At 44.7% G+C, this 12232-nt stretch carries 10 protein-coding genes, 1 pseudogene and 1 other annotated feature; of the genes and pseudogenes, 10 read left to right on the forward strand and 1 reads right to left on the reverse strand.

From position 1 onward, the window contains the following. Positions 1–6 precede the first annotated feature (6 nt). From FB479_RS13365 to tyrS, 7 genes are all read left to right on the forward strand, one after another. Positions 7–645, forward strand: coding sequence for an RNA ligase family protein (locus FB479_RS13365; RefSeq protein ID WP_142065697.1), 639 nt, complete (start codon positions 7–9; stop codon positions 643–645). A 135-nt stretch (positions 646–780) separates the two neighbouring features. Next, entirely contained in the window at positions 781–1842 is a 1062-nt protein-coding gene (locus tag FB479_RS13370; protein WP_142065698.1) for a suppressor of fused domain protein, read from the forward strand. 38 nt (positions 1843–1880) lie between these two features. Further along, positions 1881–3545, forward strand: coding sequence for a DUF6138 family protein (locus FB479_RS13375; RefSeq protein ID WP_142065588.1), 1665 nt, complete (start codon positions 1881–1883; stop codon positions 3543–3545). A 314-nt stretch (positions 3546–3859) separates the two neighbouring features. Next, positions 3860–4285 carry an ATP-binding cassette domain-containing protein gene (locus FB479_RS30940; RefSeq protein WP_255438382.1) on the forward strand — a complete coding sequence of 142 codons (426 nt, stop codon included), beginning with the start codon at positions 3860–3862 and terminating at the stop codon, positions 4283–4285. A 16-nt stretch (positions 4286–4301) separates the two neighbouring features. Then, positions 4302–4814: a hypothetical protein gene (locus FB479_RS30945; RefSeq protein WP_255438398.1), complete on the forward strand. Its 513-nt coding sequence runs from the start codon at positions 4302–4304 to the stop codon at positions 4812–4814. After that, complete coding sequence (locus FB479_RS30950) at positions 4717–4977, forward strand: ATP-binding cassette domain-containing protein (RefSeq protein WP_255438383.1); 261 nt, start codon at positions 4717–4719, stop codon at positions 4975–4977. The genes FB479_RS30945 and FB479_RS30950 overlap by 98 nt, the downstream gene beginning before the upstream one ends. 75 nt (positions 4978–5052) lie before the next feature. After that, positions 5053–5282, forward strand: a binding site (T-box leader). A 57-nt stretch (positions 5283–5339) separates the two neighbouring features. Then, positions 5340–6608, forward strand: coding sequence for a tyrosine--tRNA ligase (gene tyrS / locus FB479_RS13385; RefSeq protein WP_483297511.1), 1269 nt, complete (start codon positions 5340–5342; stop codon positions 6606–6608). A 48-nt stretch (positions 6609–6656) separates the two neighbouring features. On the opposite strand, the gene FB479_RS13390 is transcribed toward tyrS, so the two are convergent. After that, entirely contained in the window at positions 6657–8771 is a 2115-nt protein-coding gene (locus tag FB479_RS13390) for a hypothetical protein (RefSeq protein WP_142065589.1), read from the reverse strand. Positions 8772–8991: 220 nt separating this feature from the next. Between FB479_RS13390 and FB479_RS13400 the strand changes: the two are divergent. From FB479_RS13400 to FB479_RS13405, 3 genes and pseudogenes are all read left to right on the forward strand, one after another. Then, positions 8992–10149: pseudogene (locus tag FB479_RS13400) on the forward strand (MFS transporter); the annotation flags it as partial. An 81-nt stretch (positions 10150–10230) separates the two neighbouring features. Next, positions 10231–10695, forward strand: a complete 465-nt coding sequence (locus FB479_RS30955) for a DinB family protein (RefSeq protein ID WP_255438393.1) — start codon at positions 10231–10233, stop codon at positions 10693–10695. 164 nt (positions 10696–10859) lie between these two features. Further along, positions 10860–12008, forward strand: a complete 1149-nt coding sequence (locus tag FB479_RS13405) for an AI-2E family transporter (RefSeq protein ID WP_142065590.1) — start codon at positions 10860–10862, stop codon at positions 12006–12008. The last annotated feature ends 224 nt before the right edge of the window (positions 12009–12232 follow it).

Genomic DNA, 12232 nt, shown 5'->3' on the forward strand with positions numbered 1-12232 from the left:
AAAATGATGTTGAAAAAATACCCGAGAACCTTTCATTTACCCTGGTCAAGAAGTAGAACCGACGATGATAAGATTTTACGATCGGTTACTCACTTCGAGGGAAAAGAAGTAGTCGTGACAGAAAAACTGGATGGAGAGAATACGACTCTATACAGAAACCACATCCATGCAAGGTCACTCGATAGCAAAGACCACGCATCTAGACATTGGGTAAAGATGCTGCACGGGACGATTTCGTTTCATATCCCGGAAGGCTGGAGAATATGCGGGGAAAATGTATATGCCCTGCACTCCATCTACTACGAACACCTAACGAGCTATTTCTACGTTTTCTCGATCTGGAATGAAAACAATGAATGCTTGTCGTGGGATGAAACGGTCGAATGGGCCGAATTGCTTGGCTTAGAAACAGCGCCTGTCTTATACAGGGGGATTTGGAAGGAAGAGACCGTAAAAAGTTGCTACACCAAACAATCTGTCTTCGGCGGTGAACAAGAAGGGTACGTGGTACGCGTAACGGAGAGGTTTCCGTACGAAGATTTTAAACAATCGGCCGCCAAGTTTGTGCGCAAAAATCATGTGCAAACCGACCAGCATTGGTTATCGAAGCCAGTCGTTCCGAATGGGATAGCACCAACCGATTAAAGTTTTTTGAATAGAAGGGAATGAGAACGATGTAATTTGTTAAGTGGTATTGACGGTCTAATAGAGTATCCAAAATTCATTTTGGCTATTGTTAAGACAGTCATTACATGGGAGGCAAGAACGATGAGTGAAGAAATGAATGAAGAAATGATGTCAGCGGGCTGGGATGCCATTGATCAGGAGATGAGAAATATTTATGGAGAGCAGGAGCCGAAGCATTACGGGACACTCATCTCGTATGCGCTGGGTGGTAACGATCCATTGGATGGAATAAGCGCCTATAAATCAGACGAGCCTTACCCGCATTGGCATTTTGTGACCTATGGATTTACCGAGCTGTATGAAAAGGAATCCGAGAATGAAGAGGAAAGCGGTTTTGGCTTTGAATTGACGTTTCGATTGGCGCGAAAGGACGACGAGGAAGAACCTCCTGCTTGGGCGCTGAATCTGCTTCAAAATATGGGGCGTTACGTATTCAACACGGGCAATGTGTTTCAAGCAGGTGATCATTTGGATGCAAACGGACCGATATGCTTGGGTGCCGATACCGAACTGACTGCACTCGCTTTTGTCAAGGACCCGCAGCTTGCCGAAATCGATACGCCGAATGGTCGAGTCCAATTCTTGCAAATGGTTGGGATCACAGGTGATGAACTCGATGCGATGATGGCTTGGAATACACATGGCGTACTCCAATCTGGCTTGCCGTACATGCCTTCCTACATAACCGATCTCGAGCGGGATTCTCTCCTGCGCAACTCTACAGTTTCTGATGCTGTTCAAAAAGGAATGGAACAAGAAGGCTCCAACACTGCCTATTTGTTTGTGAGTCAGCTTGGCTGGGAGCCAGGTAAAAAGGGCTTCTTGAAGAAAACGCCTTCGACCCTGAGGCTGGGAGCTAAGCAAGCGGAAGTTATCGGAAAAATTCTCCGTGGACGTCTGCGAAAAGGGGAAAGCCTGAGCCTGGTGGGACCTGATGTCCGCGTTGTATTTGAGGCAGGAGACAAGCCTGAATGTATTCCTGGAGAGGACGTCATTCGCTTTGTTCTCGATGATGCGACGACGAATGCACTTACCAAGCAGTTGCTTCCAAAGGAAAGCAGCTTTGAGATCCCTTCCCTGAAAGGAATTGCTATAAACATTGTGAAAACCAATATTACTGATAGCGAGGGCAATGTCGTCAAGGTCATCGGTTAGGACGGTAGCGTTGTTTTGGCGAGGAGGAGAGTCATTCAATGAATCAGGCAGCAGAAGCATTTCTAAATGAAGTATGGACTTCCATCCAAGAAATTTACAATAAAGAGAACCAGCGGATCAACGAGATCAAAGACTGGAGTCAACTGCAGGCGGGGATCAAAGACTACCTGAGGGTCGCATGGAGAAAAGGAAAACTTAATTGGGCCAATGGCAAAATCCACGTGGATGTCCATGAACCGTTCAGTTGGAGCGACGACTCATACAAATACGACGCGGGTTCTTACATGGAGGAGCTTACAGAGGAAATGCTTATGCAAGAGTTTTTTCCGGCACTGTGTGAACGTATGGAATCCCTTTTCCTTTCCAACGACTATGGTCCTCGCTTTTTTAATTACCGCTTCGAGCTCGTCTTCGAATTCGAGTGGAAACAATCGGTGCAATGCCATTCTCGCCATTTCATAAACGAGCGAAAACGCGAGAGTCTAAAACAAGCACTGGATCAATTTATCGAGACAAAAATTAAAGCGGAGCTTCCTGTACGTCCGAAAGAAAGAGATGATTTCTTCTTCGCCCATTGTCTCGCAAATCCCGATTTGATGGAACAAAAGCAGGAGCTTATCGAACCACTCATCCAGCGTCTTAGCGAAAAGCTGCGCTCCAATAAAGAACGCAGTGATTCGTGGACATACCACTCTGCTTTGGCTTTAAAAGGCTGGGCGGATGAGCGTTTTTTAGTCAAATTTTTCGACCGTACCGGGCACTATGGAATGGATTGGGTTTTGAAACCCGAGCAGGAGCGTCAGGAACCAAAGACAGAGGAGCTGGACTTTTTCCTGTACGTTGCTCTCGCAATAGGTAACAAGGAACCGGACACCCGCAAGAAGTTCTTGGACCTCGCTGTTCAGCTGGGTTCCAAGCGAGCTGTGGACTATGTAAAACGGGGCAGCGGCCGCTTTGAAAACGAGTATAAAAGCAGTCTGATTCAAGCAAGCGCCAATGACGTTTTGCAAGCAATCGACATCCGGATCGTTTTTGAGGAAGAAGCTGCCTATGGTGAAGCCATCGATTTTATCAACGGCCTTTTGCGTGAAGGCTTTCCCAAAGGGTACAAGCTCAAGCTGAAGAGCAGCGAAAAGCACTACCTGCCAGTAAAAAAGCTGGCGAAGTCTGGTCTCCATCAGTTTTTTGCGAATGCGTCGCGTTATCCTGTCTTATACCCGAAAATCGCAGAATATGCCGAGCTTGCGATGGAGGAGTTCGCGTGGTACGGGGATGTAGAGCCTAGTGAGAAATCCGTCATGCCTGGCACCTATGCGGTATTTGCGCTTGGCTTAACTAGCAGTGATTATTTTCCGCTCGTTCGTCGCTATATGCAGCTGGTCGACACCGAACATCAGTCTGCCCAGGACGATTATGCCATCCCTTTTATGGAGGCGCACGGTGTAACCGTAGAGAATATGCCGGTACTTGTCTCTCTTTTGCTTGGCAGTGGCGAAGGGGCGAAGCCTTTGAAAAATATGACCATCGATCGTCCAGAACTGGTGGATGCTCTCATAGCGGAGCTGGCAGCGATGGAAGATTACCATCGGGAAACCGTTATTTATCGCCTTTTCGGCGGGAATAAGAAGCTCGCACAGGCGGTGAAAAAGGAATCTTCCCCCATCAAAGACAAGCTTGCACAATTGCTAGCCTTGGTGGAATAGCTTCATTGACAATATTTAGAAGGCCATGCTATATGGAAGGCAACTACATGAAACGGAGGGTGAATGATTTGCGCCATTGTTTATTTATTGGAAAAGCCAATCCTATAATAAATAAACAAGAAGCCAAATTCACCCGCAAATTTATATCTTGAATTCCTGTATGGGCTATTTTCCATATAGCGTTTTCTAGTATGAGAGCAAGATGCTTCTGTTTATTGGACAGAAGCATCTTTTTTTGTTGTCAAAAAAGGGGGGTGATACAGATGAACAAAGAGTAAATGACGAGAAACGGAAAAACGAAATGGGGAATCCAAATGGTTGAACTGCACAATATCACGATTACCACCAAAAAAGACGACAGGACTCTCATTGAAAATTTGCATCTGACCCTGCAACTCGGCGACAAGATTGCCATCATCGGGGAAGAGGGAAATGGAAAAAGCAGCTTATTAACATTCATTTACGAGGAACAAATGATTGCCGAGTATTGTACATTTGAAGGGAAAGTATTGAGAAACGAATGTTCCATGGGTTTTCTTTCGCAGGAGCTATCGGACGAAGAAAGACAAATGACCATCGCCGACTTTTTTGCTGAAAATCAATGGAGCAAAGAACTGGTGAGAGCGATGGATGATTTCGACATTCATGTATTGGATTCAGATAAAAAAATGGGTGTTCTGTCTGGTGGTGAGCGTTTCAAATACCGCTTTTTAAGTCTGTTGGCACGAACCCACGAATGATTTGGATATTCAAACAATGGAGTGGCTGGAAGAATTTATTCAACAGACGGCTATTCCTGTCATCTATGTATCGCATGACGAAACTTTTATTGCGAATACAGCAAACAGTATCCTTCATATGGAACTGACGAAGCGCAAACAAGTACCCAAACATACGTTTTCAAGAGAACCATATGAGATTTACCTCGCCAATCGGGAGAACAACTTGAGCAAACAAGAACAGATAGCCAAAAAGCAAGCTTCTGATCATAGAAAGCAAATGGAGAAATGGCATGACATTTGGAATAAGGCGGAGCATCAGCATCGAAACGTACGGTCAGATCCGCGACTGCAAAAGAAAATCAAGTCTTTGAAAAATCAAAGAGAGCGAATGGAGAAAGCGTCGGAATCGTTTCTAGAGATCCCGAGTGTGGAAGAAGCGAGCGAATTCGATGCATCAACCGATTCAAAAATTATCTGGAGGACAGAAAGCGAAATTACTCCTGTTAAAAATGATTTTGGAGCAGTGCGAAATATTGATACTGGATGAACCGACCAGAAACTTCAGTCCTTTGACGACTCCTGTTCTGTGCCGCGCCTTAACGGCTTTTGACGGTGTGATTATCAGTATTTCGCATGATCGACGGTATTTACATGAAGTCGCAACAGCTGTTTATGAACTAACTTCCGACGGTCTCACGAAAATAAAATAAGGGATCGTGGCGGAATCATTGCTACATGGTTGACATTGCTATTTGAATTCAATATACTGACTTTAATTTCATATGAAACATACGTTGAAAGAGCCCAGTAGCAGCTTATTCCCTGTTCTAGAAAGCCGGGGGTTGATGGAACCCGGTACACAATAAGCGAGCGAATTACACTCTGGAGTATCTCGGGTAATGCCGAGCGGAATCGCGAACGATAACTCGCTACGAGTGGCATGAATGGCCTGCGCTAACGCTTGGGTCCATTGGTGCAAGATGGGTGGTAACACGGTTATTCAATCGTCCCTATGTCTACAATAGACAAGGGGCGATTTTTTGTTTTTTACCATAGGAGATTGAAGGAGTGTATGGCAGTGAATATTATCGACGAACTCGAATGGCGCGAAGCCGTCAATCAGCAAACAGATGCAGAAGGGCTGCGAGAATTAACGAATGAAAAAGCAGTCTCGTTATATTGTGGTGTAGATCCAACAGGTGACAGCATGCATATCGGTCACTTGATTCCTTTCATGGTACTGAAACGCTTCCAGCTCGCTGGTCATCGTCCGGTCATTTTGATCGGTGGTGCAACAGGTACAATTGGCGATCCGAGCGGCCGTCAATCTGAGCGCTCTTTGCAAACACTTGAACAAATACAGGAGAACGTCGAAAAACTCACTGCACAGATGAAAAAGCTGTTCATTACAGAAGGAGACAACCAAATCCGTTTGGTGAACAACTACGACTGGACGCACAAAATTAATGTCATTGAATTTTTGCGAGATTACGGGAAAAACTTCAGCATCAATACGATGCTTGCCAAGGATGTCGTGTCGAGCAGACTGGAGAGCGGCATTTCGTTTACGGAGTTTTCCTATCAAATTCTGCAATCGCTGGATTACCTGCATCTGTACAAACATGAAGATGTTCAGCTGCAAATCGGCGGTTCCGACCAATGGGGCAACATTACGAGCGGTCTCGATCTGATTCGCAAAAAAGAAGGGCCAGAAGCAAAAGCATTCGGTCTCACGATTCCTCTGATGCTGAAGGCAGATGGAACGAAATTCGGGAAGACAGCAGGAGGAGCCATCTGGCTCGATCCAAACAAGACAACACCATTCGAATTCTACCAATTCTGGGCGAATACCGACGACCGCGATGTTGTGAAATACTTGAAATACTTTACGTTCCTCTCCAAAGAGCAAATCGAAGAACTGGCTGAAAAAGTACAGACTGAGCCACATAAACGCGAGGCGCAAAAAGCGCTGGCTGAGGAAATGACGAGATTTGTGCACGGCGAGGAATTGCTTGAGCAGGCGAAACGCATTACAGCTGCTTTGTTTACTGGTGATATTAAATCGCTGTCGGCAGATGAGATCGAGCAAGGCTTCAAAGAAATGCCGACGTACGAATCTACCCTCGAAACGAAGAACATTGTCGACTGGCTCGTTGAGATCGGCATTGAGCCATCCAAGCGTCAAGCACGTGAGGATATTACAAAAGGAGCTATCTCCATGAATGGCGAGCGTGTTACTGATCTGGAACTGGAAGTAACGCCAAGTCTCGCTATCGGCGGCCGCTTCATCATTATCCGCAAAGGCAAGAAAAACTACAGCTTGGTAAAATTGTCTCAATAGATGAAGAAATAAGAAGCTTCCCTAGAACCGCTAGGGAAGCTTTTAATTTTATTTCGGGAGTGCAATACTATCCACTTTGTTCGCAGCAATAACAGCAACTGCATTCGGCTCCAGATCGAACCAAAAGATAAGATCGCCATCTGTTTTCTTTTGCGACGGCTTCATCCCATTCACATAGACTTCCGTAGCTTTTGTCGCCATGGAAAGACCAGAAATCTTGCGCTTGCCATCATTGTGCAGAACAATAGAGCCGTTTGGTGCATATTCGATTCTGACTTGAGAGAGAGCGAGCCAATAATCCATGATTTCACGTACGGTTGTCAAATGCAATTTGCCTTGATCGCGCAGCGTGTCCATTCGCTTCAACAAGCGGTCAAAATCAGGATGAATGATCCAGTTTCCTTTGGCATCCCGAATGACAAATTTCCCGCCTTTCTTATTGGACGGAATTCTTGCCAAGTAGGTATGGTTGATAAAAACCCCACGATTTTGAATGAGCTGCTGGAGATTTTGTTCTCGATACAGATACAGTGTATCTTCCGGAATGGTGGCAGCCGACCATGAATAAAACGGGCCGGTGACAGTCGGATGCGACCAATAGAGAGGGGTGCGCAGAGCGTCGCCTCTTTGGGTTTGGTACAAATCAAGGCCATTGTTTGGATTGGCGATATCTTCTGAACTGTAGTGCCAAAAATACGATGTGCCGTATTTTTTCCATTGATGCGCCAAGTAATTCGCAGTGTGGATGTCGAGCGCGTTAAACGCAAAGCTGGACTTCAGATACCCATGGTCAATCCATGTACTGCTCTGGAAGTGATCTTTCATTACCTGCAAGGCATCTTCCGTAGTTTTTTGGTAGTGCCTTATTTCGTATGGATAGAGGGTATGTAGACCGATATCATTACCGTTCCGATTCAGATCATCCAGAAACTGCAAAAATTCAGGGCTTTGCTGAATGGCGACATTGACAGGCGATTTCGCTTGAAAATACGGATTCGAGTAAAACACGCTTTTCGTAACCGGAATCCGGTGTTTGACAAAACCGCCTGTCGCTTGTGCCGACGATGTAATTTTCTCGGAGCCGAAATAAACAGCCCGATTCGATTGTATCGTCTGCTCGTCAGCATGCTCTGTCCATACGTGCGTCGCCAAAAAACCAGAAGGCTGACTCATAAATCGCGGCATGAGCTTCGGTTGATACCCAACTACCAGCGAGAAGGAATTCGTCCGTTCATCGTTTGCACGATATTCGGAAGCGTGTCGGACTTTTCCGACTTGATTCGTAGAGCCTTGCTGCACGTATCTGTGATCGTTCATGTGATCCAGATTCACGATGAGCTGTTTTTGCGTCGTATTCAATTCAAGTGACGATACGTTGGGGGTATGGTATAAAAAAGCTGCTTGCTTCCCATGACCAAATTTCGCACCTTGGTGATCGAGCCAGTAAGAAGCTTGGAATTTTTGTGTGTCCACTTTCCGGTTCTTCCGGTATACCTCTGTTACTTTTGGCTTGAATTGCAAGGTGAACGCCTCTCGAAAAACCTTTGCCTCCCGCTTGTAGCGGGTTTTTACGGTGACATCGATGGCAGGGCTATTTTTTTGCAATTCATATTGTGCTGTAACTATTGAAATCGGAGTTTGACCGGTGACGATAACTGTGCTGCCAGTAGCCGTCTCCTGTTGTTCCACCTGTACGTCATCCCATTTGCGAACCCATTGGCTGGCTCTTTTGATAAATATGTTCCGGTCAATGACTTTCGTCGTAGCAGGAGAGAAATAAACGACATTTCCACGGACGGCAGTCACTTTAGCCTGATGGACAAGCGGAGCATTCATTCTGCCGCCAAACGATTCGGAGCGAATCTCGATGGCCGCCCCTGGTTGAAATGGTGGACTTTGATCCAACGATATTTGATTGGCTCCTTTCGGAAGGGAAGGAGTTAGTGCATTATAGATCGTGCCATATTCCGCTTGGTACTGAATGGAAGAGAGAATTTCGTTTTTTCCCAAATCGGTAATGCGGACATTGCCTGCCTCATCCCAGCTAAACACATAATACGGATTTTGAAAGGAGGATTCCTTTGCAAGCGTAGGTATTGGAAAATAAAGTACGAAGAAAAGCAATAATAAGAAGTAAATAGCGAAAAACCTTTTTACCAGCATGATTTTCTCCTTTTGTATTGATGATATAGGTTAGACGAATGGGCGCGGAAAAAGCCACAAGGTAACCCATAAGATTTTAGACCTTCTCAAGCAGCAAGAAAAACACGCAATGGGCGTTAATTCGGTATCTCAAAAATAACGGTCCTGCTACTTTTAGCGACGTCGCCAATTATTGGCAAGTAGAGAAGCCGGCTATTACCCAAAGAGAAGAGGGTGAGCAGTGAAAAAGGATTGGCTTTGGACAAAAGAGTTCGTCATTGTTTCTTTCATCAATTTTCTTTTGACACTTATGTTTTTCTTGCTAATGGTAACGATTGCATCGTATGCTAAAACTGAATTTCACGCTTCAACCAGTTCAGCCGGATTGGTTTCCAGTATCTTTATCATTGGAGCTTTGATTGGCCGACTGCTCACTGGTAGAGCCATTAGTCATATTGGTACGAAAAAAACGCTTTGGATTGGGTTAGGATTTTTTGCTGTCCATATTACTTTGCTACTGGTAAATCGATTACTGCAAGGGATTGCCGTTGGTATTGCCAGTACAGCAACAGGTACCATTATTGCCCAAATCCTGCCAGCGTCTCGCAAGGGTGAGGGGATTGGCTATTATAGTTTAAGTGCGATTTTAGCCACTGCGATTGGACCTTTTCTCGGCATGATTTTATTGCGGCTTGAAGATGGTTTCACCTGGATCTTTACGATGAATGTCGTGTTTTCCCTGATTTGTTTAATGTTTTATGCCATGGCAAAAATCAATATTCCACTTCCTTCCGTGAGTGTGAAAGAGGAAGCAAAAGGTTCTGTGCTTTCGAAATTCATCGAACCGAAAGCATTTCCGATTTCATTCATTGCTTTATTAATCGGCTTCAGCTATTCAGGTGTCTTGTCATTTCTATCGTTTTATGCGGAAGAAATGAATCTCTCCTCAGCATCCAGTTATTTCTTCTTGGTGTATGCCATTGTCATTATCCTCTCGCGACCATTCTCAGGAAAACTAATGGACGCAAGAGGGGCGAACATCGTGACATACCCCAGCCTGGTGCTATTTGCTCTCGGGATGCTTTTATTCAGTCAAGCCTCAACTTCTTGGATGTTGCTGCTATCTGCCGTATTGATTGGAGTGGGCTTCGGTAACTTTAACTCTATTGCCCAAACGGTAGCTGTGAAGGTGACAGCTCCGCATCGCTTTGGATTAGCAACCTCAACTTACTACATTTTGTATGATCTAGGTTTAGGAATCGGGCCCTATCTGCTCGGATTTATCGTACCGTATACAGGATACCGGACAATTTTCATCGGGATGGTTGCCTTCATCCTTTTCAGTATCCCACTTTATCACTGGCTACACGGCAAACGAGATCGGGAATTGATACGTGCAGCTTACATTCATGTGAAAAACGTTTCGTCATCACAGGAAAGCATCTGTATAGTCAAGGAGGGGACAAAGGTGGAAGCATTGATGGAAGAGTACGCACGTGGATACAACATGCTTCGAGAAGCAATCGAAGGCTTAAGCGAGGAAGAGCTTCGCTTCAAGCCGGCACCAGACAAATGGAGTATTCATCAAATCCTTATCCATGTAACGGATTCCGAAATTTTGTCTACACATCGGTTGAAAAAAGTTTTGGCAGAGGAAGAGCCACTCTTGATCTCGTTTGATCAGCTTGCTTGGGTGAATAACTTGGCATACGATCTGTTGGACCGCGAGCAGTACCTACTCTTATTCCAAATGCTCCGCTGTAGCATGCAACCGATTCTGGAGACATTAACCCGCGATCAATATGAGCGTGTAGGGGTTTATGCAGATGCAGGGCGGTTCACCTTTAAAGAGTTGCTCGAATATCGGGTTGAGCACGTTCGCGCCCATCTTGCCCAGATCGAACGGGTACGGGCTGCGTACAAGTTGCGTACAAGCAAAACATGACATAACAAAACACCCGCGCATGGGTGTTTTTTCGTTTCCATGCAGTCTTAATGATGTTTTATTTTTCGATTTTGGTTTTTGAAGGGTATTCAAGATATAATAGAAAAAAGTTATGGATAAGCCTGTCACCTTAGAAAACACAATCGTTAGGAGTCTGTAAGAGAATGATGGATAGGTTAAACTGGCCAGATATGAAGAAATACATCATGATCGCGACTTACACCGTACTTTTGTTTGTTCTGTTCTGGAATTTTACGGCTGTCAAGTTGTTCGTCTTTAACATGTTTGATTTATTAGATCCTGTCATTTATGGGATCGCCATCGCCTACATTCTAAACATTTTATTGAGATTTTATGAAGAGAGAGTATTTGCTCCCATCAACCGGAGAAACAATCGAATCTGGTTGAGAGTGAGACGTCCATTTTCTATTTTGTTAACTTTAGCAACTGTTTTGGTATTTTTGACATTTTTGATGTGGTTTATTGTTCCTCAGTTGATCTCGAGTATTTCCGTGCTTGCCTTCAGTCTGCCGAATGATATGGAATCATGGAAGGCTTTCGTGGATGGTATCGCAGCGAAGTTTCATTTGTCTGGCGATCTGTGGAATACACTCGTGGAGAAGTGGAACGATAGTCTGACCAAGTTTGGACAGTTTTTCCTGACTTCCATTCCGGTGATTTTGGAATTCACGAAAATGTTTACGATCAGCTTTATCGATATTATCATGGGCCTGATGCTGTCCGTCTACTTGCTACTCAGTAAGGAAAAGTTAACGATGATCGCCAAAAAACTGATATATGCCTACGCCTCAAAAGAGAGGGCGGACAGAGCTGTAGAAATTGGTGAAATTACAAACAAAGCATTCAGTGGTTTCATAGCGGGTCAGCTCACCGAGGCACTGATACTATGTTCTCTCTGTTTTGTCGGCATGTGGATGTTCCATATGCCATATGCACTTCTGGTGAGTGTGATCATTGGGGTAACGAGCATTATTCCGATCTTTGGTGCTTACATCGGGACTATTCCCAGTGCGTTTATCATCTTGATGGTTGATCCGGTAAAAGCAATTTGGTTCGTTGTATTTATTCTTGTTCTGCAACAAATCGAGGGTAACTTTATTTATCCAAAGGTCGTAGGGAATTCCATCGGATTAGCAGGCTTATGGGTCATGCTGGCCTTGTTAGTGGGCGGAAGTCTATTTGGGATCATGGGCATGTTGCTTGGTATTCCTGCTTTTGCCGTCGTGTATACGCTGGTCAGAAGTGCTACGAACAAGCGATTGCAGGAGAAGAACATTGTGATAAAAGAGTAAGCAAGGGCATAAACCTCCTAAGGAGCTCAGCCTTATTGTCAATAAAAGGGTTCACACTTTTTGATGGAAACACAAGGTGTGGGCCTTTTTTGTTCTCGAAAACGTGAGTTCACGAGATCGTATTTGCAGTTTGATGGGTCTAAGGTCCTTTCAGATTGAAAGACACAGATTTTTTAAAAATAAACATTTTTAGCAAAAAATTCCTATTTTTATCTGTACACAAA

The organism is Brevibacillus sp. AG162, assembly GCF_006715575.1.
Lineage (GTDB): Bacteria > Bacillota > Bacilli > Brevibacillales > Brevibacillaceae > Brevibacillus > Brevibacillus brevis.